General features: G+C 51.1%; 22 protein-coding genes. 9 read left to right on the forward strand and 13 right to left on the reverse strand.

Going from position 1 to position 26339, the window contains the following annotated elements:
• Nucleotides 1-285: 285 nt before the first annotated feature.
• Nucleotides 286-1011 (reverse strand): GntR family transcriptional regulator, encoded by a 726-nt coding sequence (locus tag FD30_RS09895; RefSeq protein WP_056944885.1) that lies wholly within the window; start codon nucleotides 1009-1011, stop codon nucleotides 286-288.
• Between the two features lie 150 nt (nucleotides 1012-1161).
• On the opposite strand from FD30_RS09895, the gene ybaK reads away from it, so the two are divergent.
• From ybaK to nadC, 5 genes are all read left to right on the forward strand, one after another.
• Nucleotides 1162-1665, forward strand: coding sequence for a Cys-tRNA(Pro) deacylase (gene ybaK / locus FD30_RS09900; protein ID WP_056944886.1), 504 nt, complete (start codon nucleotides 1162-1164; stop codon nucleotides 1663-1665).
• Nucleotides 1666-1668: 3 nt separating this feature from the next.
• A complete protein-coding gene (locus FD30_RS09905; protein ID WP_056944887.1) occupies nucleotides 1669-2472 on the forward strand; it encodes a hypothetical protein in 804 nt (267 codons plus the stop codon).
• A gap of 116 nt (nucleotides 2473-2588) precedes the next feature.
• Complete coding sequence (locus tag FD30_RS09910; RefSeq protein WP_056944888.1) at nucleotides 2589-3338, forward strand: NUDIX domain-containing protein; 750 nt, start codon at nucleotides 2589-2591, stop codon at nucleotides 3336-3338.
• A 116-nt stretch (nucleotides 3339-3454) separates the two neighbouring features.
• Nucleotides 3455-4651, forward strand: a complete 1197-nt coding sequence (locus FD30_RS09915; protein ID WP_056944889.1) for an MFS transporter — start codon at nucleotides 3455-3457, stop codon at nucleotides 4649-4651.
• On the forward strand, nucleotides 4635-5480 hold the full coding sequence (gene nadC / locus FD30_RS09920; RefSeq protein WP_056944890.1) for a carboxylating nicotinate-nucleotide diphosphorylase: 846 nt from the start codon (nucleotides 4635-4637) through the stop codon (nucleotides 5478-5480). The genes FD30_RS09915 and nadC overlap by 17 nt, the downstream gene beginning before the upstream one ends.
• Nucleotides 5481-5576: 96 nt before the next feature.
• On the opposite strand, the gene FD30_RS09925 is transcribed toward nadC, so the two are convergent.
• Nucleotides 5577-6971: an MFS transporter gene (locus tag FD30_RS09925; protein ID WP_056944891.1), complete on the reverse strand. Its 1395-nt coding sequence runs from the start codon at nucleotides 6969-6971 to the stop codon at nucleotides 5577-5579.
• 298 nt (nucleotides 6972-7269) lie between these two features.
• On the opposite strand from FD30_RS09925, the gene FD30_RS09930 reads away from it, so the two are divergent.
• The gene (locus tag FD30_RS09930; RefSeq protein ID WP_056944892.1) at nucleotides 7270-7701 is read left to right on the forward strand and encodes a hypothetical protein; all 432 of its coding nucleotides are present in this window, start codon (nucleotides 7270-7272) and stop codon (nucleotides 7699-7701) included.
• A gap of 153 nt (nucleotides 7702-7854) precedes the next feature.
• On the opposite strand, the gene FD30_RS09935 is transcribed toward FD30_RS09930, so the two are convergent.
• Together FD30_RS09935 and FD30_RS09940 are read right to left on the reverse strand one after the other, a co-directional pair.
• Nucleotides 7855-8514, reverse strand: coding sequence for an HD domain-containing protein (locus tag FD30_RS09935; protein ID WP_056944893.1), 660 nt, complete (start codon nucleotides 8512-8514; stop codon nucleotides 7855-7857).
• On the reverse strand, nucleotides 8511-9158 hold the full coding sequence (locus FD30_RS09940) for a TetR/AcrR family transcriptional regulator (protein WP_056944894.1): 648 nt from the start codon (nucleotides 9156-9158) through the stop codon (nucleotides 8511-8513). The genes FD30_RS09935 and FD30_RS09940 overlap by 4 nt, the downstream gene beginning before the upstream one ends.
• A gap of 230 nt (nucleotides 9159-9388) precedes the next feature.
• On the opposite strand from FD30_RS09940, the gene FD30_RS09945 reads away from it, so the two are divergent.
• Together FD30_RS09945 and FD30_RS09950 are read left to right on the forward strand one after the other, a co-directional pair.
• The gene (locus FD30_RS09945; protein WP_056944895.1) at nucleotides 9389-10279 is read left to right on the forward strand and encodes an ABC transporter ATP-binding protein; all 891 of its coding nucleotides are present in this window, start codon (nucleotides 9389-9391) and stop codon (nucleotides 10277-10279) included.
• Nucleotides 10280-10285: 6 nt separating this feature from the next.
• Nucleotides 10286-11908 carry an ABC transporter permease gene (locus FD30_RS09950; RefSeq protein ID WP_056944896.1) on the forward strand — a complete coding sequence of 541 codons (1623 nt, stop codon included), beginning with the start codon at nucleotides 10286-10288 and terminating at the stop codon, nucleotides 11906-11908.
• A gap of 127 nt (nucleotides 11909-12035) precedes the next feature.
• Here the strand turns inward: FD30_RS09950 and FD30_RS09955 are convergent, their stop codons facing one another.
• The 7 genes from FD30_RS09955 to adhE form a co-directional block, all read right to left on the reverse strand.
• Entirely contained in the window at nucleotides 12036-13223 is a 1188-nt protein-coding gene (locus FD30_RS09955; RefSeq protein ID WP_056944897.1) for an acetate/propionate family kinase, read from the reverse strand.
• Between the two features lie 228 nt (nucleotides 13224-13451).
• Nucleotides 13452-13775 carry a thioredoxin family protein gene (locus FD30_RS09960; protein ID WP_024747078.1) on the reverse strand — a complete coding sequence of 108 codons (324 nt, stop codon included), beginning with the start codon at nucleotides 13773-13775 and terminating at the stop codon, nucleotides 13452-13454.
• A gap of 323 nt (nucleotides 13776-14098) precedes the next feature.
• Entirely contained in the window at nucleotides 14099-14398 is a 300-nt protein-coding gene (locus FD30_RS09965) for an aggregation-promoting factor C-terminal-like domain-containing protein (protein ID WP_455429378.1), read from the reverse strand.
• Between the two features lie 285 nt (nucleotides 14399-14683).
• Nucleotides 14684-15370, reverse strand: a complete 687-nt coding sequence (gene apf / locus FD30_RS09970; RefSeq protein ID WP_056944899.1) for an aggregation-promoting factor — start codon at nucleotides 15368-15370, stop codon at nucleotides 14684-14686.
• Between the two features lie 247 nt (nucleotides 15371-15617).
• Nucleotides 15618-15866, reverse strand: coding sequence for a hypothetical protein (locus FD30_RS09975; RefSeq protein WP_056944900.1), 249 nt, complete (start codon nucleotides 15864-15866; stop codon nucleotides 15618-15620).
• Nucleotides 15867-15998: 132 nt separating this feature from the next.
• The gene (gene apf / locus FD30_RS09980; RefSeq protein ID WP_082604889.1) at nucleotides 15999-16586 is read right to left on the reverse strand and encodes an aggregation-promoting factor; all 588 of its coding nucleotides are present in this window, start codon (nucleotides 16584-16586) and stop codon (nucleotides 15999-16001) included.
• 731 nt (nucleotides 16587-17317) lie between these two features.
• Nucleotides 17318-19930, reverse strand: a complete 2613-nt coding sequence (gene adhE / locus FD30_RS09985; RefSeq protein WP_056944901.1) for a bifunctional acetaldehyde-CoA/alcohol dehydrogenase — start codon at nucleotides 19928-19930, stop codon at nucleotides 17318-17320.
• Between the two features lie 342 nt (nucleotides 19931-20272).
• On the opposite strand from adhE, the gene FD30_RS09990 reads away from it, so the two are divergent.
• Nucleotides 20273-22066: a glycerophosphodiester phosphodiesterase gene (locus FD30_RS09990; protein WP_056944902.1), complete on the forward strand. Its 1794-nt coding sequence runs from the start codon at nucleotides 20273-20275 to the stop codon at nucleotides 22064-22066.
• A gap of 480 nt (nucleotides 22067-22546) precedes the next feature.
• Here the strand turns inward: FD30_RS09990 and FD30_RS09995 are convergent, their stop codons facing one another.
• Together FD30_RS09995 and FD30_RS10000 are read right to left on the reverse strand one after the other, a co-directional pair.
• The gene (locus FD30_RS09995) at nucleotides 22547-24367 is read right to left on the reverse strand and encodes an ATP-binding cassette domain-containing protein (RefSeq protein WP_056944903.1); all 1821 of its coding nucleotides are present in this window, start codon (nucleotides 24365-24367) and stop codon (nucleotides 22547-22549) included.
• Between the two features lie 2 nt (nucleotides 24368-24369).
• A complete protein-coding gene (locus tag FD30_RS10000) occupies nucleotides 24370-25935 on the reverse strand; it encodes an ABC transporter ATP-binding protein (protein ID WP_056944904.1) in 1566 nt (521 codons plus the stop codon).
• Between the last annotated feature and the right edge of the window lie 404 nt (nucleotides 25936-26339).

The following is a 26339-nucleotide window of genomic DNA, read 5'->3' on the forward strand; positions in this document are numbered from 1 at the left end:
GGTAGCCGATAGGGCCCAGCCGGTGAAATTGGCGTTAGGTCAGTGGGTTTCTGACCTTAGGCCAAGGCCCAGTTTTAAGACGGGCGGTCTTTGCACGGCTTAAAATGGTGCCCACTGGCGTCACGGCCCTGCTAATCGGCTACCGGGACCGAACCTTCTCGCGGATGTTACCAGCTGGCCGCCCGGTAAGGCGAATACCACCTGTAGCCTATCAAGGATTTTAGGGATTAGCGATTAATTGGGTTTAAAAAACGGCCACCAGTAAGGTGACCGTCAAGACTGTGACTATTCTTCATCTAATGACACAAAGGTGTTATAGTTCAAATATTGGTAGTGCAGGCGCATGTTCGACACTTCAAACGGCGTCCCGTCATCCAGGAAGAAGATGCCTTCCATCAACCCTACCGGTTCCACGGACTTTAGGTGCAACAGCTCCTGGTCATCTGCCGTCGATGGGGCTGCTTGAATCGACATGAACGACTTGGTGACCACTTTGCCCTGACTCTCTAAATAGTTAAAGATAGAACTCGAAACGGTCTCCTGCGAAAGGTTCGGCGCAATCTTGATGGGGATGTACCCCGTTTCGATCATGAACGGTTGCTGGTTAAAGAGCCGTAACCGCCGAATCTCGTAGACAAAATCACCAGGATTCAAAAAGAGATCCTGCTGAATCTCAGGACTCGCCGGAATCACGTTAAAACTCAAGAGTTTGATGCCCGGCGTGTTGCCTGCCGACTTCATACTGTCGGTAATTCCTAAATTTGACCCCTCATATTGAAAAATTGTCTGGTTTTTCATATATAATGGGTTAATAAAGGTCCCCGACCCACGTTTTTTAAAAATAATTCCTTGGTTGGCTAGGATGCTTAGCGCGCGCTTGACCGAACTGCGACTCACGCCGTACGCTTCGCTCAGGCTCCGCTCGTCAGGCAGCCGCTTATTAGGGAATTCATTGTGGTGAATGCGTTGCTTTAAGTCCCGCATGACCTGTCGATAAACTAAATCTGCCATGATATCTCCTCATTACTCATCAACTAGATACTTCTCTGTGTTAGAGTATAACAGGTTTTGCCGGCGGTGTCTGCTTTTCCCCAAAAGTGACCGTTCCATTTTAGTTTAAAGGCCGGACCAATTAATTTAATTTCAGAAAGGTGACGCGCAATGGCAAAGAAAAAGAAAGCCAAACGGTTACACAAAACATTAGTAGAACAAATTCTCGACAAGAACAAGGTCGCTTATAAACAATACGAATTCGCGACCCACATGGCCGGTGACGTGGCTCAGATGGAAGTCGACCACGCCGACGTTGACGAACACCACATCTACAAGACCTTAGTCCTCAGTGGCAACGTCACGGGGCCGCTGGTGGGCGTGCTACCGATCGATGAACACTTAGACGAAAAGAAGCTCGCCAAGGTCTCCGGCAACAAGAAAGTCGACATGATTCCCCTCAAGAACCTGGTCAAGACCACCGGTTACGAACACGGTGCCAACACACCGGTGGGTATCTGGGAAAAGAAACAGTTCCCCATCTTCATCGACCAGACGGCCCACGACCAGGGACAGATTCTGGTCTCCTCGGGTCAGATTGGCCGGTCGGTCGAAGTCAACGCCGACGACCTGGCCGACCTGGTTCACGGGACCTTCACCGACCTACTGGAATAGCCGATGACTGTCGACTACGCGCTTATTTTTAAGAACCTGGGACTGGTCGGTCTCTGGTTATTGGTCATCCCGTTCCTGTTCATCACGCTACTGACCTACATCAACCGCGATACCAAGCGTTACCTGGCGAACGGTTGCGGAATCAACAGTGAGCTGTACCTGGGCTGGCTGGGCATCTTCTTTCACGAGACCAGCCACCTGCTCGTGGCGCTTCTATTCGGCCACCACATCACCAGCTTCCGTCTGTTAAAACGTCCGCATCCCGACCAGGCCACGCCCAACGGCGACCGGGATCTGACGCTAGGCTACGTCAACCATACCTGGAACCAGAATAGCTGGTACCAGAACACGGGGAACCTGTTTATCGGCATCGCCCCCATCTTCGGGTGCAGTCTGGTGCTCTTGGGACTGACAGCTTGGCTTTTGCCCACCCTATTTCAGGGCATCCTCGCCCTGACCACCACGCCGCTGAGTCTGGACTGGGAGAACTTCCGCGAAGCGTTGACTGGCGCCACCGATCCTTGGTGGCATTGGCTGATTGCCCTGATCCTAGCCATCAACATCAGTGTGGGCGGCTTCGACCTGAGTCAGGCCGACTTCGCCAATTCTAAGACGGGCTTGATTGGCTTCACGGCCGTCATCACCGTCATTACAGTGGTTCTCACGCTGTTCCAGGCCGCTTCAGGGTGGCTCAAGGGCATCGCCGCCATCATCCTGGTCCTCAGTGTGGTCTTAACGTTCTCGCTGGTGGTTTCCGTGCTCGCGAACCTCCTCGTGCGGTTGTTTCTGCAGATCAAATGGCATTAAGGCAACCACTAAGTCGACCGTCACGGGGGCTTAGTGGTTTTTGCCAACTGCCCATTGCGTTTCACTCATAGACGCGGTATTTTGACACTATCCTCATTCGTAAAGGAGGTCCCACCATGTCCCGCCCCGACATCACCATCACCAACATCATCTGGAGCTTCGATCAAGCCACCCAACAGGTCAACGTCCTATTGCTCAAACGCGCTGAAGCGCCCTACCCCGACTACTGGGCCTTACCCGAGACCACCATGCGCTTCAACGAGAGTGCCGATGACGCGGCCCTGCGGTTGGTCCGGGAAAAGATTGGCTTGGCTCTTGATAGCTTCCACACCGAACAATTGGCCACCTTCACCCATCCCCGCCGCGTCCCCGGGCAACGCCAGCTGTCACTGGCCTACATGACCTTTCTTCCCGAGATGCCCGCCCTGGTTCCGGGATACGGTGCCACGGCCGCCCAATGGTTTACCTTCCAATCAGCGGCCGACCATTACCAGGTCCGCCACGACCACACCACCTTTTCGACGGTCACCACCACGGCCGACCGCTACTACAACCAGTTAGTCAAGCAGACCAGTACGCCCACCAGTCAGCTGGCCTTCGACCACGACTGGATCTTGACGGTCGCGTGCGACCGAATCCGCAACAAGCTCGACTATCAGCCCAACATCCTCTTGATCTTGGGCCCCACGTTCACGCTCAAGGCGGCCCGGACCATCTTCGCCGTCTTCTTGCACCGGGACCTGGCGACCATCGACAATTCTAACTTCAAGAAAAATCACCAGCACCTGCTGACAGCCGTGGGAACCTCTAGCGCCGCACACGCCGGGCGACCAGCGACCGTCTACCGGTTGAACTATCTCCCTTGACAAGCGCCGGTAACTCGCCTATATTGGATACCAAGTCGAATAAAAGTCGTTTCGACTTTTATTTTACAATAATAAAAGTATTTATTACCTTTATTCTGATTTGGGAGGAATTTTTCATGGAACTCAAGAATTACCGATTGTTAATCATTGTCGGCACGGCCTGGCTCTTCGATGCCATGGACGTGGCGATGCTGTCCTTTATCATGCCCCTCTTGAAGACGGAGTGGCAACTGTCTCCCCTCCAACTGGGGGTCGTCAGTTCGGCGACGTCCGTGGGGATGATCTTCGGGGCGCTGATCTGCGGTTACTTAGCGGACCGGTTCGGGCGAAAGCACGTCCTGATCTACACCCTGCTGCTTTTCTCATTCGGGAACCTACTCCTGACGGTAGCGCCAAACGTGACCGCCTTTATCCTGATTCGCTTCATCACCGGGATCGGGCTGGGGGGTGAACTCCCCGTCGCCGCTACCGTCATCGCCGACCACTACCGTGGGACCCAACAGTCCCGGATGCTGGTCCTGGCCGATAGTTTCTGGGCGATTGGGTGGCTCTTAGCCTCCGTCTTGGCCTTCTGGGTCATGCCGTTAATCGGCTGGCGGCCCACGGTTCTGATCACCGCCATCACGGTTCTGTACGCCTTAATGATGCGTCGCCACTTACCTGCCGACCAACCCCGGCAGCCCCAAGCCCGGCCATCTTACAAGGCCGTCTGGCAACCCGCTTACCGGAAGCAGACTCTGGTCTTAAGTCTTCTCTGGTTCATCGTAATGCTGACCTACTACGGGATGTTCCTCTGGTTGCCTAGCATCCTGGTGCTCCGCGGTTTCACCATCATCCATAGCTTCAACTACACCCTCTTGATCACCCTGGCCCAACTTCCCGGGTACTACTTAGCCGCTTACTTGATGGGCAAGCTACAACGAAAGACGGTCCTCTTGATCTACCTCTTCGGGACCGTGGTCAGCGTCTTGGCCTTCAGCCTGGCCAACAGCAACTTCACGATTCTCGCCAGTGGCGCTTGGCTGTCCTTCTTCGACTTGGGGGCTTGGGGGACGTTGATTGCCCTGACGCCGGGGCAATTCCCACAAGCTATCCGGGCAACCGGGATGGGAACGGCGCAATCCATCGGTCGGATTGGCGCGACCATCGGCCCTTACATGGTCGGGTTCTTACTCCAGCTCAAGTTCTCCCTGACCGCAATTTTAGGCGTCTTCATAGGCTTTCTCCTAGTGGGCATCGTCCTCCTGGCCTTGGGCGTAAAGGATACCGCCCTAGCACCTAAGGGGGCGGTCACCCATGACCCTAGCCACTAATACGCTCCGACCAGCTTTACGAGCCTTCCTCCAAGAAGACCTAGGGGCCACCGGAGACGCTAGCCGGGCGGCCTACGTGGACCGGCCCATCACGGCCCGCATCATCGCTAAGCAAGCCGGTGTCTTGGCGGGACAAACTTTACCGCCAGTCCTGATGGCGCTATTGGACCCCGCGGTCACCTACCGTCCCGTCGTAAGCGATGGGGACCTGGTCACCCCGGGAACCGTCGTGGGTCACCTCAGTGGTTCCGCAAGCGTTCTGTTAGCCGGTGAACGGACCCTGTTAAACCTGATGCAACGGATGAGCGGCATCGCGACGGCCACCCATGCGGCGGTCGACGCCCTCAACGATCCCCAGATTGGGATTCTGGATACGCGTAAAACCGCCCCTGGTCTGCGGCTCTTCGACAAGTATGCCGTCCAGTGCGGAGGTGGTGTGAACCACCGCATGGGGCTCTACGACGCCGTCATGCTCAAGGATAACCACTGGCGGTTGATGACCGACCTGCCGACCGCTCTGTGTCGTTTGACCCACGCCGTCGGCCCCACCAAGCGAATCGAAGTGGAGGTTGAGACGCCCGCTGAACTGGCGGTGGCCATTGCTTGTCGGGTTGAGATGATCCTGATCGACAACCAGTCCCCCGATACGGTTCGCCGGTGGTGTGCGCAGATTCCTAGCGACCTCCGACGGCAAATGACCATCGAGGCCTCTGGCGGCATCGTTCCCGCCACCCTGCCAACCTACGCCCGAACCGGAGTCGATTACCTCTCGCTGGGCTACCTGACCAACAGCGTCCAGGCGCTAGACCTGTCCTTGGAATTCGACTAGCCGCCCTGGTATGAGACCATATACTAAAAGCGCCTTTCCCCAAATGAACTGATCATTTGAAGAAAGGCGCTTTTTCAGCTCGAACCAGGTCCGCACCTAGTCCTGCTTTTGATGTTTGAAAACGACAAAGTAAAAGCCGAAGTTGAGGATTCCCAAGATTGCAATCAACCCAAAGGCCAACTGACTCCCTAACGCCGTTGAATGAGCGTACGAGAGGTTGCCCCCCTTGACTGACGACATCAACGCCGCCAGAATCGTGGTCCCTAAGGAGCCCGCGAACTGTTGACCGGTATTGTAGATGGCGTTGGCATCGGCCCGTTGGGTGATGTCCACTTCCTTTAACCCGTTAGTCATGGTGTTACTGAAGGCCATTGACCGCCCAATACTGAAGACGATGTACAGGCCGGCAATCGTCACGACCGTCAGCCGTTGCCCCATCAGGGTGAACCCTAACGCCGCAATCAGGAACAGGCTGCTCCCCAACATGATTGGTAACTTGGCACCATGTTCGTCCAACAGGTGCCCGAACCAGGGCTGGAGGAACGCCGTAATCAGGCTTCCCGGCAACAGCATCAGCCCACCGGCTAACGAGGTCGCCCCTACCACGATTTGGGCGTAATTCGGCAACTCAAAGTTGATCCCGATGTTACAGAACTGCAGGATTACGTAGGCGAAGAAACTGTACGTAAAGATTGGATTCCGGAAAATCTCGAGTTTCAATAATTGCTTATCACTATGCTTGGCCACTTGGACGTAACGCAATAGCGCCGCGATTCCCAAGACCAAGCCGCCCAAGAACTGCCAGCTCAACCAGCCGGCCGTGCTCAAACTGTTGACCCCCAACATAATCGCGACGAACGCCACGGCTAAGAGTGCGAACTGGTGCCAGTTGAACTTGACGTCCTTGGTTGGCGAATACTGTTGAATCGCGCCGAATCCAAAGGCCAGAATCAAGAGTTCAATCGGTAACGTCGCCCAAAAGATCAGCCGCCAATTAGCCAAGGACACCATCAAGCCCCCGAACGTGGGCCCACTGGCGGGCGCAATCATCAGAATCAGACTGGACATCCCCATGTAAAAGCCCAACCGCGCCCGGGGGACGCTTTCTACGATCACGTTGATCATCAACGGAATCGCGATTCCGGCACAGCCGGATTGGACCAACCGTCCCAATAGAAGGATGGCGAAATTAGGGGCGAGCGCACAAATCAGATCACCCAAAATGAACAACAACGCGGCGGTCACGAATAACTGCCGGTTGGTAAAGCGTTGCTTCAGAAACGCCGAGGTAATCATCAGTAACGCCACCGTCAATAAGTACCCGGTGGTGATCCACTGAACGGTACTCAACGAAACGTGCATGGTCCGCATCAACGTCGGGAACGTCACGTTCATCGAGGTTTCCACCAAAATTCCAAAAAAGGCCATCAGCGCCACGGCCACGATGGCCACCAGCCGCTTACCAGCCACTTTTTGCGGTTCTTCTGTCATCTGCTAACCCCTCACTTTCTTGGTTGTCTTTAATTTGCCAGTTCCCTAAACTGCTGGGGACTGGCCTCACGAAATTAGCGCGTGACACCTATCATACGCGCATTCTTAGGGAATGTCATGGGTAAATTTGCGTGCGCAAGAAATGTAACCGCACACGGGGGCTTTCTTGCGCACCTCCACGAGCGAAAAAAATTAATACCAACTACTCTTGCCAATTTAATCACTTATTTCGACAGTTGCTAGCCTCAGCTGTAAAATAATAGCGATTACATCATCTTATAAAGTGAGGTCCTTCATCGTGCCCAAATTCACTAAAGTTTCTATTACACTGTTAACCGCCGTCTCGCTAGGTACAGTAGCGACCATCCCAGCTAACGCCGCAACTTGGCATAAAGGCCTTCCCACCGGTCTCAAGGGGACCTGGGTCTCTAATAAACGTTATAAAATACATGATGGGAACGGACACTTCCATTGGCGGGTGTGGGCAACTGGTAAAGAATTTACAGTCGTTGCCAGTAAACACGCACCTCGTATTGGCACACCAAGTCATGTCAAGTACCGGATTTTACCCCACCACAAATACAAGATTCTGTCATACATTAAGCAAGACCGTCATGGCGAAGCAAATATCATTTACTATTACAAAGGCCATCTCACTATCAATCCAAACACCTTCGATAAGTTTCCCCTCGCTAAAATGCATAAAATCAGTGCAAAACCCTTTAAATAATGGTCATTTTAAATCATCCCGTAACACATCCCCTAATGAATGACTCAACGTATTGAGTTGGCCATACAGAACTTATACCTAGATTCAGCAACTAAAAAATCGTATTGGTCACAAGAGCTGACCAATACGATTTCTATTTATCCGTAAGAACCCTTATTTCTCAGCCTGCCACTCAGCCTTGAACTCTGCTAAGAAGTCTTCCATGACCGCTTGCCGGTGAGCGGCCAAAGTCTTCGCCGCGTCCGTGTTCATTAAGTCCTTGAGCGTCAAGAGTTTTTCGTAGAAGTGGTTGATGACCGTCTCGTTCCCCAGGTTACGGTACTCCGCGTGACTCATCTGGGTACGGGGGGCCACTGCAGGATCATAGATCTTCTCGCCAAAGTGGCCGCCGAAGTAGATGGCCCGGGCGATTCCAATCGCCCCAATCGCGTCTAACCGGTCGGCGTCTTGGACCAGCTGGCCCTCCAGTGGCAAGGGCTTAGCGGTCCCATCGAGGGTCTTATGGAACGACATATTATCCATAATCAAGAAGATAGTCGCCTGCTGGTCGGCGCTAAACCCTTGCGCCGTTAGGAAATCCCGCACTTCCGCACTAGCGGCCGCGGTATCCGTCACCAACTTCTCGTCGATCACGTCGTGCAGGTAAGCCGCACTCAGGGTCAGGAGCCGGTCCGCTTGGGGATAAGCCTTCAAAAGTTCGTCGGCAAGCCGGACCACCCGTTGAATGTGGTCGAAGCCGTGGCCGGTCTCGTCATCGCGCATCTTGCTCCGGGCAAAGTCATGCACGGCAGTTAACGTGGTATCAGTGGTCATTTCTCAAGTCCTTCTTTCTGATCAGTCGGGGGTTCGCCAATGAAACCGTAAAAAAAGAGGTGATCCAGTTGCGCCGTCAGAGCCTGAAAATGGGCGTCATCCCCAGCGGTCGTCATCTGGGCCTGGCCCGTTGGCGAGCTGATATAGTGCACGAACATGTCCAGGTACAGTATTAAGGCCTCATCACTAAGCCCCGGGGCAATCATCCCCGCCTGCCGGCCGCGCTGAATCACGGCGGTCCAGAACTGGTGCTTACCAGCCTGATAAGCGTGCATGGTCTCATCCGTTCCATTGCGTCCCTGCATATCCGCCACGATGAAGTGGTAAAAGTCCGGGTGCATCTGGTCGGTGACCTGTTGGCTTCCCTGAATCAGCCGCTTCACGATCTCTCGATAGCTCAGGTGCGGGTCATCGACCACGGCCTGAAAGTCCGCGTATCCCTGAGTCACCAGGTCCAAAACCACCTGGTGGCCCAGATTGAGCTTACTCTCAAAATACTTATACAGGGTGACCTGCGACACGTCGGCCTGTGCCGCAATTTCCGAGACGTGGGTCGCCTTAAAGCCGGTTTGGAGAAAGAGCGTCCGCGCCACCTCCAAAATATGTGCGCGCTGGTGCTGCTTTCGTTGCCGATTTGTGGTCATCTGTTCCCACCCCCAATTAAAATCGTTATGCTTACTGCTTTTCATTTTACCATACCCGCACCACCTACTCGGACATCCGGGTCCCATAAAACACTCGGCTGGGCGGGCACTAAGCCCACGTCATTTTAAATTTAGTGAACTATTTTTTAAAAATAGTTCAGTTTTTCGTTGACTTTCCCCCAACCCGGGCTTACGATGATAGCGCTTTAAGATGATTGGAGGGATTCTACATGACGCAACCCATTCTAAAGAGTCACCAGTTAGCCAAACGCTTCGGCCAGTTTCAAGCTCTCAGCGACGTCACGCTGACCGTGAACCCCGGTGAAGTCTTCGGCTTCATCGGTCCTAACGGTGCTGGAAAATCGACCACGATTCGAATCCTATTAGGCCTGATTCGCGCAACCGGGGGCTCCGCCACGATCTTCGGTCACGACGTCTGGCGGGATAGCGTGGCGATCCACCAACGCTTAGCCTACGTACCCGGTGACGTCTACCTCTGGCCTAACCTGACCGGGGGCGAGACCATTGACCTATTACTTAAGCTCAACGGAAACGCCCACACCACCCGCACCGACCACCTGATCCAGCAATTCGGCCTCGACCCCACCAAGAAGGCCCGGACCTATTCCAAGGGGAACCGCCAAAAGGTCGCCCTGATTGCGGCCTTCTCCCAAGACGCCGACTTCTACATCTTCGACGAACCCACTTCGGGACTGGACCCGCTCAACGAACGCCTCTTCCAAGCCGCCGTCTTGAAACTCAAGGCCCAGGGTAAGGCCGTCTTACTCTCCAGCCACATCCTCTCAGAAGTTGAGCGCATGTGTGACCGCATCGCCATCATTCGCGAGGGGCGCATCATCGAGACGGGCACCTTAGCCCAGATGCGTCACCTAACCCGCACCGAGATTACGGTCACCACGCACCGGCCCTTAGCCCCCCACCAGCTAACCGGGGTCCACGCCGTTCAGGCCGGTCCTCAACCCAATCAGTGGCAGTTCTCCGTCGATGCATCAGCCCTCGCTTCGGTGATGACCCAATTAAGTGCCGCCGGTGTCGTGGCCCTGCAGAGTACGCCGCCCACCCTCGAAGACCTCTTCATGCACTATTACGGAAAGGAGTGATCCCGCATGACCGCTACGACCCACTTGGGGTTACTGACCCGGATTGCTTTCAAACGTGACCGGGCCCGGCTACTGATCTGGCTTTTGGTCCTGGTCGGTCTCATGACGGCAGTCGCCGTTAAGTTCAACGACCTTTACGGGACCCCCGCAGAAATCGCCGCCATCATGGGGACCCTCAAGAGTCCCGCCATCGTCGCGATGTTCGGCGCCTACCCCGCCAGCGGCACCCCCACCACAGCAGAAGTCTTTGCTAACGAAATGCTGGTCTTCATGGCCATCATGCAAATTATCATGAACCTCGGACTCGCCGTTCACGCGACCCGGGGCGAAGAGGACTCGGGCCTGACCGAACTGGTTCGAGCCCACGCGGTCGGTCCCCAAGTCCCCGTCCTCGCCACCCTGATCGAATTGACCGTAGTCAACCTCGTCATCGGGATGCTTTACGCACTGGGGCTCAATCTCGCCGGGATGTCCGGTACCACCGCGACCGGTAACTGGTTGATTGGCCTGGGACTCGCGGCGATTGGCTGGCTATTCGGGACGCTCGCCCTAGTCACGGCCCAACTAGCCGACCACGCCGCTAGCGCCACGGGAACCGCCTACGTTCTCTTCGGCCTCAGCTACCTGGTCCGCATGCTCACGGACGTCCAAGACCCCCGGTTGACCTGGTGGTCGCCACTGGGGTGGATTGAAAAACTAACCCCGTATCACCACCCCAACGCCCTGCCCTTAGGCCTGATGCTTCTGACGGGCGTGGTACTGGCCAATAGTGCACTGGCCATCGCCATTCGCCGGGACATCGGGTCCGGCGTGTTAGCCACCCGGCCGGGCCGGCGCACCGCCAGCACCGTCTTACGGGGGCCTTGGAGCCTACTCTGGCGCCGCCACTACCGGGTCTTACTGGGATGGTTACTGGGGATCGCCATCTTGGGAGCCGCTTACGGGACCGTCTTCAACACCATCGGTGACATCTTGAAGACCAACGCCACCCTGCAGCAGGTTTTCGGGCCAGCCATGGTCCACGCGGCCAACCACCGGTTACTGGTCAACTTCACCGCACTGTTGACCGTAGTCCTGAGCACCGTCGCCATCATTCCCGGTCTCCAGCTGGTCCTCAGCCTCTACACTGACGAGACCACCGGCTGGCTAGAAGGGTTGTACGCCCGTTCCGTCAGCCGGTCCTACCTGCTCTTCAGTTACCTGGGAACGGCCCTAATCGCTAGCACCTTGATCTACGGCATCAGTCTAGGTAGCCTGATCCTTACCGGTAACGCCAGCCTGACCCATACCACCGATGGCCTCACCGCCTTTGAATTCTGGCAAGGCTTCTGGGGGCAACTGCCCATCATCTGGTTCTTCCTTGCGCTGGGCGCCTTCGCCGTCGGGGGATGGCCACGGGGACGCGCCCTCCTCTGGGGCTACCTGGCACTAGGCTTCATCAGCCAATACCTCGGAGGGCTCCTCGACCTGCCCCAGTGGGTTCGCCGCCTCACACCCTTCGGCTGGATGCCCGCCGTACCGGAACACGCCGTTGACTGGCACGTGTTCGGGACGCTGAGTGTCCTGGCACTCGTCAGTATTCTGGTGGGTTGGTGGCGCTACACCCGCCGCGACCTGCAGCTACGGTAAACCATCCCTTAGGAAGCGGCCTCAGGATTTAACGCAAAACGACTAAATGAGCGGCTCTCACCTGATAAATTCAGATGAAAGCCGCTCATTTTAATTGCTTATATCACCACAACGAGTGTTCGACCACCTAACGACTTAACCGAACCACGTCGCGGACGATCATCAACTCTTCGTTGGTCGGGACCACCATGACCTTAACCGGCGCAGAGTCCGGACTGACCACGCGTTCTTCGCCCCGGAAGTCGTTCTTTTCTGGGTCGATTGTCACGCCCAAGTAGCCTAATTTATCCGCAATCGCTTGGCGCATCGCGATCCCGTTCTCCCCGGAACCCGCGGTGAAGACCAGTGCGTCCAGCCCGCCTAGTTCGGCCGTGTAACTGCCGACGTAGCGGACCACCCGGTTCACGAACATGTCGAGGGCCAACTTAGACTTCGGCCGCTCATCTTGGGTCTTTTCCAAGTCCCGTTGATCCGGTGAGAGTTCGGACACGCCCAGGAGACCAGACTTGTGATTCAAAATATCGATCATCTTAGGCATGGTCACATCCAACTTTTCCGCCAGGTACGCCACTAACGACGGGTCGATGTCCCCGGAACGGGTTCCCATCATGACCCCGGCCAGCGGCGTGAAGCCCATCGAGGTATCCAACGCATGGCCGTCCTTAAAGGCCGTCACGGACGAACCGGACCCCAAGTGTAAAGTAATCAGCTTCAGGTCCTCTAATGGCTTACCTAGCAGTTCCGCCGTCCGGTGGGCGACGTACCGGTGGCTGGTCCCGTGGGCCCCGTACTTCCGGGCCCCGAACTTTTCGTAATACTCGTAAGGGATTCCGTACAGGTAATTGACCTCGGGCATCTGGGCGTATAACGAGGTATCAAAGACCGCGACTTCATGGGCTTCCGGTAAGAGTTGTTCGAAGACTTCAATATAGTAGGCCTGCACCGGATTATGCAACGGCGCGTAGTCCTTCAGTTCCTTGATCTGCTTCAACACGATTGGCGTGATGACGGCGGAGTCCTTGAAGACTTCCCCCCCAGCGACGATTCGGTGACCCACACCCGTGATTTCACTCAAGTGTTTCAAGATCCCGTAGGACTTCAAACGGGTCAGGACCATTGCGGCGGCCAGCTTATTGGTGATGTTGTCCTGGGTCTCCTCATACTTCTGCCCGTTGGCCAACTTCACCTTAAAGACGGACCCCGGTAAGTTCAGGCGATCGACCATCCCCGACGCGATGACGGTCTCCTCCGGCATTGAAAACAACTTCCACTTTAACGTTGAGCTTCCGGCGTTAACTGCTAATATCTTGCTCATGGTACTTCCTCCCAATCTGATCAGTTTCGGTTATCTACCAGTGTAAAGAAAAATGTATCCGCTTTCAAGAAAAGATTGGCTTTTCTTAGCGAATTTTCAGGAATTCCCCGGAATCCTTGACTTAACGGCCCCGAACGTCGGATTGGCCACAAAAAAAGTGCGGGCAATCCCGCACTTTTGCGCCGCTCCCGGCGGCAAAGATGGCCCCTCCCGGAGGTCACCGCTGGTCTAATCAGCTAAGGCTTTATCTAGCACTGCCGCAAAATCCGGCTTAGGCCGGGCGCCGACTAACCGGTCAACCACCTGACCATCCTTCTTGATCAAGAAGGTCGGAATCCCCTGCACGTCGAACTTCTGGGCCGTGGCTTGGTCGTGGTCCACGTTGATGGCCGTGAACTTGACCCGTTGGCCGTACGCTTCATCAGCCGAGAGGCTCTTTAAGATTGGGTCCATCATCTTGCACGGTGGACACCAGTCGGCCCGAAAATCAACCACCGTGACGCCCGTATTGGTTTCCGCCTCAAAGTTGGCGTCGTGAATTTCTTTAATCATCCAAATCCTCCTCAAAGTGGGACACTGCTGGGTCTTTAAAATACCCCTAGATGTATATCGGCTGAGATATTTCCATAACTTCCTTTTCTAGTGGGAATTTTAACCACCCAGCGGGTTCCCGAAGATTGTCGCGTGCTAACCGGTAGGTCGATTAACAACGCCTTTTAATATACCCCCATAGGTATATATTGTCAATTCAACTGTCTCGTTCCTATCCCATTGGCGACAAAAAAGCCGCTCGCCGAGACCGGAATCGGTCCCAACTAGCGGCTTACTTATTCATAAAAAGGACGCTTAAAACGTCCAGGGGGGAGTGCCTAGAATTAATACCACCCGTGAGACAACCAATGGCGCTTAGCCTTGGTCCAAGTCCCGTAACGGTGGTGGGTATAACGATCGGCCGTCTTTTCTTGATTGGCCTTACTGTAGTCACCGTGCAACATCGAAATCGTCAACTGGTACTTACCGTAGTAGATCCCGTTGCGTGCGCGATAGTTGCCGCCGGATTCGCGCTTAGCGATCCAGGCTTTAGCGGCCGCTTGCTTCTTCGATAACTTGGAGACGTAAACGACCTTGGTCTTGGTGGCAGCCTGCGCCGTCACACTATCGGTGGCCGTTGTCAGACCAGGTAGGGTCAAGGCCACAACTGTTAAAATGGCGAGAACAAAACGTTTAACTTTAATGGGTCAACCCTCCTAGTGGCTTAATTATGACTAGCATAACCTCTGCAAGTTACAGGAGGGTTTACAAAATGTTACGAAATGGTAACAACCAACCTCATCTTTTCCCGCTAAAGTCGCTCAATCCCCGTCCTCATCGGGTTTCTGCCCACTCAAAAACCACCGCTGCGCACAACGGTGGTTTGAGGATTTATCGCAATTGGTTTTCTAATTAACGTTTCTAACGGTTTAGTACCAACCGTTAGCTTGCCAGAATGCCTTGGCCCTGGACCAAGAACCGTACCGCGAGCTGACGTATTGGTTGGCCACCTTTTCCTGGTTAGCGGCCGAGTAGTCCCCGTTCAGGTAGGAAGCGCTCAACTGGTACTTCCCGATGTACTGGCCATTCCGTGCGCTGTAAGAGCCACCGGATTCCTTGTTGGCGATCCAAGCCTTAGCACTGGAACTGGACGTGTTACTAGTCCCCGTGCTGGTCGACCCAGTGGTTTGGGTCTGGGTAGTCGTCGTGGTAGGCGTTTGGTAGCGCGTCGTGTTCGTATTCGCTTGCCGGTTCGACGCATATTGGCTCGCCGTCCCTTGGTAAGCACTGGTTCCTTGCGTGGTACCAGTCGTTTGCGTCTGTTGTGTCGTGGTTGGCGTAGTCTGCGTTGCCTGAGTCGTCGTGGTCTGGCTAGTTGACGCCGAACTTGGAATCACCAGGGATTCCCCCACGTAGATCAGGTTGGCATTTTTTAAACCGTTCGCCGACTTAATGGCGGAAACGGTGGATTTGTATTGCGTAGCGATCTTGGATACGGTATCTCCCGACTTCACCGTGACCCGGACGTCAGCGTTGGCGGAAGTGGTCGCGAAGAAGCTGGCCCCGATAACGGCGGCGGTTCCTAACGTTGAAACTAAAACTTTTTTGAATGTCATTCTTAAATTGTCCTCCTTGGCGTTGTCGTGATTACTTAACGAGACCTAGCATAACCGCTCAACGTTACACGCCAATTGTGAAGAGGTAACACCCTGATTAAGAAAAACGGGGAAATATGACAAGTTGTCATCCTAATAACCTTTTTGACATTTAACCCCCTAAATCCCCCTCCTAGACGACAAAAATGACGGGCCCGTGTCAGTTTCCGGTCCCGCCAATTCTTATTCTACTATCGATGAACATCCCTCACCGTCGCGTGATCAGCAGCCAGGTCCCACCAAACAGGACTAAGTAACAGAGTTGCCAGAAACACACGATTGCCGTCCAACTAAGTGTGATGGGAAAGACAAACGATGTCAGCCCAATCAGCGCGAGGTCGACCCAGCGAGCCACCTGCGCGTACGGGCCCACGTGGCGACGAACCAAGACCGTGATGACTCCGCGGCTAACGCCGAATAGGACCATGAGGATCATGGCGAAGACAAAGGTCACCATGGCGGTTTCCCCCTTTCTACCGTTAGGATACCAGTTTTCTAGTCCCCCTGTCAGCAGAACACAAAAGAGCCGCTCGGACCTGCATCCGAACGACTCTTCATGACTTTAAACGTCAAAATTTTTAAGTAAGGCTTAGTACCACCCGTTGGCTTGCCAGAAGGCTTGCGCAGCGGTCCAGGAACCATACCGGCCGGCCACGTATTGGTTGGCGACCTTTTCCTGGTTAGCGGCTGAGTAATCGCCCTTCAAGTAGGCGGAACTCAACTGGTACTTCCCAATGTATTGTCCATTGGTGGCGGTGTAAGACCCCCGTGATTCGCGGTACGCGATCCAGTTCTTCGCGCTGGCTTCGGAGCCGGAAACCCCCGAAGCAGCCGGTTGGGTTGTAGTCTGCGTCGTCGTGGTAGCACTTGGCGCCTGGTTAGACGTGTGACGGTAGGAATGTTGCGCCACACCAGCAGCGTGCGTGGTTGCGGTGGCGTGCTTGGCTGGAATGGCCAGGTTCTCCCCCACAAAGATCAGTGAGCTGTTGGTCAAGTGGTTGGCCTTTTCAATGGCCTTCACGGATGAATCGTACTGGTTGGCTAAGGCCCAAACAGAATCCCCCTGCTTGACCGTAACCCGGGTAGCGGCACTGGCTTGTTCATTGGAAGTAAACAGGCCGGCTCCGGCGACAGCAACTGCGCCTAAAGTCATCACTAAAGCTTTTTTGAATCCCATAAAAAAATAACATCCTCCTTCGATTGCTTAACGGCTCCTAGAATAGCTGACAAATATTACACGGAAATTGTGGTTACATGTCACGGAGGTTAAGAAAGTCTTCTGATTATGTCAGTTTGTCATTTTTGTAATGCCTCTGTTATATAAAACGCTTTAATTGACCCAAATTCGCCCTTTTTCCGCTAAATCTTAGGTCGATTACTTGATAAAGCAGGCAAATTTTCTGTAAAATTTGTCATCTAAAATGAAAAATTCATGAAAATCCTCCGAATTTTGTCCTTAAATTGCCACCATCTTCATCCGTAAATTGTTTTACTTCCGAATAAATTCCCACCGTGGTCGTCCGTTGGCCACTCTTGATGGGATCATCCGCCTTACCGGGCGACCAGACACCTATCCTAAAATTCGGCGCCCAACACGTCTGGTTCCAGTAGCAATCAAGTCAGTCCTTAACCACCGAAATCTCACCGGGACAGCCCCCCAAGTGGCGTAACTTAGAGGACCTAAACCCAACGTTAGCCGTGAGGCCGGCCAGACAGGGCTCAGCCGTGAAATTTGACTTAGGGAGCGTTCTGGGCTGCCTTAAGGCCCAATTTCGAGACCGCTCTATGGCTCGAAATGGCGCCCACGGCGTTCCAGCCCTGTCTGGCCGGCCGGTAAGGCGCTGACTACTACCACCCACGCAAAACGGGCCGCTGCCCGGAGGCAACGACCCGTTTGTAACGTCAGGGTTACTTTTCAACACCCTTACCGTCGTATTCATCAATCATGATTTGCTTTAATTCAGAAACTAGGGGTTCCTTAGGGTTCGCGGTCGTGCATTGGTCCTCGAACGCTAATTCAGCCAAGTGATCCACCGTCTTGTCGAAGTGGGCCTTGTCCACCCCGTTAGCCTTCAAGCTCAACGTGACCCCAACGGAGTGTGCCAAGTCGATGACTTTCTTGACCAAGGCTTCCTTAAGCTCTTCCTTGGTGTTCCCTGGTAAGCCCAGGTAACGCGCAATCTGAGCGTAATCTTCATCGGCCCGGAAGTACTCGTACTTCGGCCACATGGACATCTTGGTCGGTTCCTTGAAGTTGTACCGAATCACGTGCGGTAACGTAATCGCGATGGCCAGACCGTGTGGTAAGCCGAATTCCCCACCTAACTTGTGGGCGATCGAGTGGTCGACCCCTAAGAAGGCGTTGGCGAAGGCCATCCCGGCTAAGGTCGAAGCGTTGTGCATCTCTTGCCGGGCCGTGATGTCACCGTTGTAGGAGTTCGTCAGATTGTCCATGACCAGTTTGATGGCCTGTAAGGACCATGGCCGGGTGTAATCGGAAGCCATTACGGAAACGTAGGATTCAATGGCGTGGGTCAACACGTCCAACCCAGAGTAAGCCACGGTCTTCTTAGGCACCGTTTCGATGAACTGGGAATCCACAATGGCCACGTCTGGCGTCAATGCGTAGTCGGCCAACGGGTACTTCACGTGGGTCTTCGAGTCCGTGATCACGGAGAACGGCGTTACTTCAGAACCCGTCCCGGACGTGGTTGGGATGGCAACGAACTGGGCCTTGTGCGGCTTATTGAACTTGTAAGCCCGCTTCCGGATGTCCAAGAACTTCTGCTTAGCACCGAAGAAGCTAGCCTTAGGGTCTTCGTAGAACAGCCACATGTTCTTGGCCGCATCCATCGCAGAACCCCCACCTAACGCAATGATGGTGTCCGGCTTGAATTGACGCATCAGCGCAACCCCGCGGTTGACCGTATCCGTGGTCGGATCTGGCTCAACATCGGAGAACAGGGAGTATTCCATCCCGTTAGGTTGCCGCTTCAATTCGTTTAAGACCGTGTCCACGTAACCCAATTGAACCATGGCTGGGTCGGTGACCAGGAAGACCCGCTTGATGCCTGGCATGTCGTCGAGGTAACGAACGGACGTCTTTTCGAAGTAAACTCGAGGTAATTTAATCCACTGCATGTTATTTCGCCGCTTTGCAATCGTTTTGATGTTCAGTAAGTCGAAGGACGAGACGTTGTGGGACACAGAGTTCTTGCCCCATGAGCCGGTCCCTAAGGTTAATGAAGGAATCATTTCGTTGTACAGGTTCCCAATGCCCCCTAGTGCGGAGGGCGTGTTGACCAAGACCCGGCTGGCCTTCATCTTAATGCCGTATTCCGTTGCTAAGTCGTCGTCCATGGTGTGGATGGCGGCCGTGTGGCCCAACCCACCAAAGTGTAAGAGTTCGTCCGCCAACTTGAAGGCTTCGGCGTGGTCCTTAGACTTGTAAACGGAGATAACCGGTGACAGCTTTTCTTGAGACATCGGGTACTTTGGCCCCACGCCCGTCAGTTCAGCGGCCAAGACCTTGGTGGTTGCGGGAACTTTGATTCCGGCTAAGTCCGCGATCTTTTGCGCAGACATCCCAGCAATTGGTCCTTTGACCCCGCCTTCAGGACGGAACATCGCGTCGGCTAAGGCCTTGTGGTCCGCCTTCTTCACGAAGTAGACGCCCCGGTCCTGCATTTCCTTCTTCACATCGTCGTAGATGTCCTTGTCGATGATGGCGCTGTTTTCAGACGCGCAGACCATCCCGTTATCGAACGTCTTGGATAAGACGATGTCGTAGACGGCCCGCTTGATGTTAGCCGTCTTTTCAATGTAGGCTGGACCGTTACCAGGACCGACCCCTAACGCGGGCTTCCCGGTAGAGTAAGCGGCCTTGACCATGCCAGGACCCCCAGTAGCCAGCACACTGGCAACCCGTGGGTGGTTCATCAACGCCGTGGTGGCGTCAATACTTGGCTTGTCGATCCATTGGATGACCCCTTCTGGTGCCCCCGCAGCGATGGCAGCGTCCCGAACGACCTTAGCGGCCATTACGGATGACTTCTGTGCTTGTGGGTGGAAAGCGAAGATGATTGGGTTCCGCGTCTTAACCGCGATCAGTGACTTGAATAACGTGGTGGACGTAGGGTTAGTGACGGGCGTAACCCCGGCTAAGATGCCCAGAGGTTCCGCAACCGTGATCAGTTCCCGTTCCCGGTCGTCCTTGATGATGCCGACGGTCTTATCGTGCTTAATGGTGTGCCAGATTTCTTCCGTCGCGAACATGTTCTTCACGGCCTTGTCTTCCATGACCCCCCGGCCCGTTTCGTCGTAAGCGGCTTTGGCCAGTTCCATGTGGTGGTCCAAGCCGGCGATGGCCATCTGGTGGACGATGTGGTCGACCGTGGCTTGGTCGAAGTCGTCCATGGCGCACAGCGCGTCGTGAGCTTTATTGACTAGGCGGTCGATCATTTGGTCAACCGTTTCTTCTTTAGTAGTCGTTTTTGGATTCGTTTTTACGTCTTTTAACATCTCTCTGCCTCCATATGCGTTTGCGTAGAAAAGATATTGTTAACTTATTCACGATTTCTATCTTATCATGGATTTTTCAAAAGTCCAGAACTTTATATTAAAAAAATCACAATTAATTTTCTGCACAAGTAAACGCTGTTGTATCAAGGTTCCTCTCCGTTTAGTTTGTAAGTGCATACACGAATGCCAGCGATTCACAAGCTTTTTATTTTAGTGTGAATTAAATCACTATCATGCCTATTTTCAATTCGTTCGGTCAACCAATTAAGGGTTTCAACTAAAAATTTGTGGTTCGGAATCCAGAGTGTGCTAAATTAGAAACCATACAGAGGAGTTGGTCTTATGCAAGCTTGGGCATTCTGGCGACAGACCAGTCGCCATTTTCGACAACACTGGGGCAGTTATGTGACCCTGGTCTTTCTCACCAACATCGTCATTAGTTACTGTGCGATCCCCGTCTTCGGTTGGTTGACCGCCAATTTGCTGGCCTGGCAACGGATTCCCTACGTCTCCTACACCAACCTGGGCAACATTATCTTGAAGCATCCCCTAGCCGTGATTGGCCTATTACTGATCCTGATGGCCATCATGGTCCTGGTGTACTGGCAATTTGCCTTCCTACTCTTAGGGATTCGCAATATTCGCCTGGGGCGGCCTCAAGGAACCCTGGCGGTCTTACGCCGAACGGTCACCAGTCTTACGGGCGCGTCACCCAGCACCTTCCTGTTCTTTATGGGCTACTTTCTGATCATCCTGCCCTTCGGCAGCATTCTCTTCTCCACGCCGTTGCTCAATAAAGCCAAGATTCCCGCCTTCATCGTGAGTTATCTGATGGCTAACCCGCTTTGGGCGACCGTCTTAGTCCTGTTCTACGCACTGGCCATCTACCTGGGGATTCGCCTGATTGCCGTCCTCCCCTTGATGATGCTGGACGGGTACCACAGTCACGCCGCTATCCGCGAGAGTTGGCGGGTTACTCAGGGACAATTCTGGAAGTACCTCAGCCGGATGCTCCTGGCCCTGGTGATGGTCTCGCTGATGACCGGGGTGCTCTACGCAGCACTCTACCTGGGACAAGTCTTCTTCGACACCACCCCCGCCGCGCTGGTCATGGCGACGGTCAACCTCTTCTTAATGGAAGTCCTCACCGAGTTCCTGGTCTGCTACGCCACCATCGTCTTCATGACCATCGTCCTCAGCAGTCACGCCGACCACGAACCTACGCCGATGATGCAGCTACAATTCCGGGAACCAGCCCACACTAAATGGCGGACCCGGGCTCTCATCACCTTGGGACTAACGGTACTGAGTGCGGGGTTAGTGGCCTTCAACCTGGCCTACCTCAACGGCTTAGCCGTCAGCAAGCCCCTCACCATCGCACACCGGGGCGTCGATAACGGTAACGGGGTCCAAAATACGATCCCGGCCCTGATCAAAACCAGCCGAGAGAAGCCCGACTACGTGGAGATGGACGTCCAGGAGACTAAGGACCACCAATTCGTGGTGCTCCACGATACGAATCTAAAGGCGCTGGCGGGCTTGAAACGACGAGTTGGCGACATGACCCTCAAGGCGTTAACGCGGGTCACTGTCACCGAAAACGGCCACCAGGCTAAAGTTCCGAGTTTTGCGGCCTACCTTAAAGCCGCCCACGCCCACCATCAAAAGTTGCTGGTCGAGATCAAGACCAATAAAGCGACCACCCGGGACCTGCCGGAACGGTTCATCAAGCAGTTCGGCCCAAGCTTACTGGCCCACCACGATCAGGTCCACACCCTGAGCTACCGGATCATGACCGCCCTGCGTCAACAGGACCCCCACCAGTTCGTGAGCTATATTCTCCCCTATAACCTGACCTTCCCGTACACGGACGCCAACGCTTATACCATGGAGGCGACGACCTTAAACGATGCCTTCATCGACCAGGCGGCTAAGCACCATCAACGGGTCTACGCTTGGGATATCGATGACGTGACCCTGCTGGACCAGATGATGTTCCTCGGCGTCAACGGAATCATTACCGATAACCTGCACGACATGCAGGTTGAAATCAAGAACAACACGGACCACCCCAGCTACGCTAACCTCCTCCTAACATTCATGAGTGAGTTAAGCTTAGAGACTCAGATGCAATAGTTTCTGAAACGACCAATCGCCATCCTGCACCAAGAACTTGGTATGCAGGGTGACGATTGGCCGTTTTGTTTAATGGTGACATTCACTCTCTATCGAACTTCATATACTTGAAAATGGTCCACATCTTAGACATTCTGTCATTGTATCTCAACTTAGACGCTTCACCACACCACCCGGTGAAGAATCTTAATCGCTAGACTTAGCACTAAGTATATAGCACATAAATCATTCTAAGCGTAAACTACCAAGGACCCATTTTACCGAAAAGTACGAAGCGAACATTTCACATCCTCTTTAGGGCTAAAGTCTTTTCCATCCCATAAAAATTTCTGTGGGGGGTATTCATCACCATAGCGTAACCGAAAATTTGTAGTTCTGAGATGAAAATATTCCAACAAAACTCTAATTTCACATAGATTTGTCAAGTAAACGTAGAATTGAATATCCAATTTAAATGACTATTCAAAAGTGAATGATTTGTTACTTATAGAGTGACGCCTGACTGTCCCATATTTTTCTAAAGTATAAAGAATTTCTAAGTAGGCTCTTCTTTGTTCCTACTCCCACAATTTTTCCACTTCTCAATACAATTATGGTACCCGCTAATCCCACTACACCAATACGATGGGTTATAAAAAGCGATGGTGTCTTACTTGAAAGCATTGCTACTTTCGAAAAAAATGAAACTTCTTGTATTGGGTCCAACTTGGACGAAGGCTCATCTAGAATTTGATAAATTCCATTTTTATAATTTGACCGGGCTATTGCCATCTGCTGTTTCTGGCCACCACTTGGCTGCAAATTACTTTCACCATACATTCCCACTAAAGAATTCTCATGGTTCGGCAAAGCAGATATCCAATCCTTAAGATTTTGATCAAAAATAGCACTTTTCATTTGCTCATGATTATAGTCATCTGATGCCGTAATATTCTCACCGATTGTGACATCAAAAATGCGAAAGTCTTGAAAAACGACTTTAAATAAGCCGAAGTACTCATCCGATTGGATTTCTCGTATATTCTGCCCGTTCCAAAAGATATTTCCTTTTGTTGGTCGCAATAACCCCAGCATCAATTTGACTAGCGTTGTCTTACCACTACCATTCTCACCAATAATTGCGCTAATTCCAGAAAGTTCAAAATTAAAAGATAGGTTATGAATAACTTCGTTACCAGAATTATAACCAAAACTCACATGATCAAAACTAATAATATTGTGTTCTCTAATTACCGGATACTCTTCTCCGGAATCATCCTGTGAATCAAGAATCCTCTTTTCTTTCAAAATATCATTAACATATGCCATCTGATTTTGGAACCTCATAGTCCTTTGCCAAGTCGAAGCAATAGTCGCTACTGCAGCTGAAATTTGAACAACCCCTCCAAATAGAGTGTTCAATTGACCAACAGGTAAAAATCCCATACGAATTTTTAAAATAACCAGACTAAACATCCAAACAACAATATTCGATATCATCAAAGCGGCAATAATTTGGGAAATGTAATCATTCCAGACTAACTGATGATTAGTTTTTTTCTCCAGATTCCAAGAGTCCAAGTATCTTTTTTGTATTAGGCCAGCCGTCCCCCACGTTTTAACAGACTTCAGTATTTCATATTTATTAATTATGCTCATCAAAAAATAATTCATCTTACGCTCAAGGACCATTAATCTAGCAAACAATGTAATGTTGCCATTGGTCAAGTGTCGAAATACCCTCAGTAACAACATCTCGAATATCAATAAAAAAGATAATGTAGTAAGCGTCGAAATTACCATTAACGTCGATGAAAGAAAGCCAACTGAAGTTAGCCAAATCAAAAGCCCAAAACTGCCGAAGACAGTAACTAATCCACCGGTTAAGTTTTGAATTTGATGGCAAAACACCACAATTCCCCCAGAATACCGAAACGAAGATTCACTCTTCATCATTTTACTAAAATATTCTGCCGTAACTAAAGATTGAAAGCTCACCCTTTCCCAAGCTTCATGGATTAAAATTCTTAACGTTTCGTTAGCCTTAACGGCACGTGTATTACTAATCTTCTGCATCAAGGACGATACAATATACAAAACAATCGAAACAGAATACACGATCAAAACCATGGACTTTGCATGATATAATTTTCCCCTAACTATTGCATTTATAATGGCAGTATTTCCCAATACAATCACCAAGGGTACAATAGCATTTATAATACTCATAATAACTGAAGCAGGTAAAGCAGCCTTATCAATATGCATAACAAGCCTTATTGTTTTTAATATATCGTCATAGTTTTTTCTTACCTTACCCATTATCAATCACCTGCAGTGTATAGCGAATGTTGCGCTTGCCACATCTTCCTATAAAGTTCGCAGTTTTCTAATAAATCGCTATGCAAACCTATTGCTATAATTTTCCCCTTGCTCATGACAACAATCTTTCCTTTTTTAACAAAAGAACCCAAACGATGCGTTACAAAAATTACAGTCTTTGTAGACAGTTCGTTTTGAATTAGGCGATAGAAATTTTTTTCACTTATAGGATCTAACGCAGCCGTTGGTTCGTCTAGAATATTCAGATCTGCTTGTTTATAAAGAACTCTGGCAAATAACAATCTTTGTTTCTGACCACCAGACACTAGTACACCATTTGAATTCAATTCATTTCCAAGGTAGGTCTCAATTCCATTTGGCAATGTATTGACGAATTCAAGTAAATGAACTTTGCGTAAAACTTCGTTTACCTTTTGATAATCCGTATTATTTAAGTCAGTACAGGAAATATTTTCTGCAATTGTAAAATGCAAAAGTACATCATCCTGAAATTGAACGGTCATATGTTTTTGCAATGACTTAGCATTAACTAATTTTAGATTAATTCCATTTAGTTTGACCGTTCCACTTGTTGGAACATAGAGGCCACTTAAGACCTTCACTAGAGATGATTTACCAGCACCGTTCTCTCCAACTACGATAATCTTGTCACCTTTATGAATTGACAGACTAATAGACTTTAAGACGTCGTTGTTTCCAAGTTTTAAATAAACGTTATTAAGCGTTAACTGTTTAAAACGATTTATATTATTCTGTTTATCTTCAATGGACGTGTCTAATTTTGATTCAACAAATCTTCTAAAATTAGGCACAAAAGCTAAATTCTTATTAGTTAAGGTATACGCATTTCTTAAATTTCCAAATTTTGTGTTCATTACCTGAATCGCAGTTAGAAAAAATATACAGTTAGATACTGTCAAGCTCTTATTATCGATCAAAAACAGTAACGTAAACATAATGCCAGCTAAATTAAATAATCGTTGTAATATATTAACAACAGCAAGAACCACAGAATAATTGCTTTGCCAACTAACTAAACGATTTGCTAATTCCTTTTGATATTGATGAAGTAAAGAAGCCATTCCGAATATCCGAATATCTTTACCATTTTCGCGATCCATTAACGTTCTAGAAAAATATTCTTGATAACTCGTAATTTTATTTTGTTCATTCTTGTGATTTGAATACCATCTATTTCCTAAGCCTTGAATTAAATAGCCTAATACATTCAAAAGAAGTACTATAATTACCGGTCGGATACTAAGAAAACCCATTAATATTAATACGGAAATAATCTGTAATAAATACCTCAAGATTAATATAGTTTGATTAATTACTGCCTCAATACCAACGTTTGCACCGTTATAAATGGATTCATAAGCTTGATCGATAATCATTTTCCCGTCAACAGAATCAATCTTCTTTTGAGGCCAACGAAAAATTTTATTTGAGAAGATTGGAACATAGTCAAACCGAAAATCAAAAGCTACTTGTGCAATCTTTGCCTGAAAGTAAATTCCCACGACCCGGGTACCATAGATAATCAAACTTAAACTTCCTACTTATGGCTAGAATAAATACTATACTGAATCTTCGTTGGCTAATCATACTGGCAGCATTGCTATTCCAATTATATACAATATGTCAGTAACTATTACTACTACTAATAGGGAATAAAAGCTTCGAGAAACCTTCTTTAAAAAAATATTCAAAAGAAATTTCCAATCAACTATTCTCTTCATGACATCACTCTATTCAAGAATAAACTCTCGTATATACTTTTCTGACTTACTTTTTAAGAATGAATAATATGCAACTCGTTTTAATGATTTCAAAAAAACCGAAAATTACAAGAACAAGTTAGCCGCTAGCCAAAACTTAACCAGATTATAGGTATCCTGAATTATTCACCAGAAACTCCAAAATCCCCATCAAACACATGATTCAAGTG

Origin of the sequence: Levilactobacillus namurensis DSM 19117, from assembly GCF_001434785.1 — a bacterium.
GTDB classification, from domain to species: Bacteria; Bacillota; Bacilli; order Lactobacillales; family Lactobacillaceae; genus Levilactobacillus; species Levilactobacillus namurensis.

Coding starts and splice junctions, on each gene's coding strand:
- FD30_RS09895 (WP_056944885.1), bottom strand. CDS start 1,011: ATGGCAGATTTAGTTTATCGACAGGTCATGCGGGACTTAAAGCAACGC.
- ybaK (WP_056944886.1), top strand. CDS start 1,162: ATGGCAAAGAAAAAGAAAGCCAAACGGTTACACAAAACATTAGTAGAA.
- FD30_RS09905 (WP_056944887.1), top strand. CDS start 1,669: ATGACTGTCGACTACGCGCTTATTTTTAAGAACCTGGGACTGGTCGGT.
- FD30_RS09910 (WP_056944888.1), top strand. CDS start 2,589: ATGTCCCGCCCCGACATCACCATCACCAACATCATCTGGAGCTTCGAT.
- FD30_RS09915 (WP_056944889.1), top strand. CDS start 3,455: ATGGAACTCAAGAATTACCGATTGTTAATCATTGTCGGCACGGCCTGG.
- nadC (WP_056944890.1), top strand. CDS start 4,635: ATGACCCTAGCCACTAATACGCTCCGACCAGCTTTACGAGCCTTCCTC.
- FD30_RS09925 (WP_056944891.1), bottom strand. CDS start 6,971: ATGACAGAAGAACCGCAAAAAGTGGCTGGTAAGCGGCTGGTGGCCATC.
- FD30_RS09935 (WP_056944893.1), bottom strand. CDS start 8,514: ATGACCACTGATACCACGTTAACTGCCGTGCATGACTTTGCCCGGAGC.
- FD30_RS09940 (WP_056944894.1), bottom strand. CDS start 9,158: ATGACCACAAATCGGCAACGAAAGCAGCACCAGCGCGCACATATTTTG.
- FD30_RS09945 (WP_056944895.1), top strand. CDS start 9,389: ATGACGCAACCCATTCTAAAGAGTCACCAGTTAGCCAAACGCTTCGGC.
- FD30_RS09950 (WP_056944896.1), top strand. CDS start 10,286: ATGACCGCTACGACCCACTTGGGGTTACTGACCCGGATTGCTTTCAAA.
- FD30_RS09955 (WP_056944897.1), bottom strand. CDS start 13,223: ATGAGCAAGATATTAGCAGTTAACGCCGGAAGCTCAACGTTAAAGTGG.
- FD30_RS09960 (WP_024747078.1), bottom strand. CDS start 13,775: ATGATTAAAGAAATTCACGACGCCAACTTTGAGGCGGAAACCAATACG.
- apf (WP_056944899.1), bottom strand. CDS start 15,370: ATGACATTCAAAAAAGTTTTAGTTTCAACGTTAGGAACCGCCGCCGTT.
- FD30_RS09975 (WP_056944900.1), bottom strand. CDS start 15,866: ATGGTGACCTTTGTCTTCGCCATGATCCTCATGGTCCTATTCGGCGTT.
- apf (WP_082604889.1), bottom strand. CDS start 16,586: ATGGGATTCAAAAAAGCTTTAGTGATGACTTTAGGCGCAGTTGCTGTC.
- adhE (WP_056944901.1), bottom strand. CDS start 19,930: ATGTTAAAAGACGTAAAAACGAATCCAAAAACGACTACTAAAGAAGAA.
- FD30_RS09990 (WP_056944902.1), top strand. CDS start 20,273: ATGCAAGCTTGGGCATTCTGGCGACAGACCAGTCGCCATTTTCGACAA.
- FD30_RS09995 (WP_056944903.1), bottom strand. CDS start 24,367: ATGGGTAAGGTAAGAAAAAACTATGACGATATATTAAAAACAATAAGG.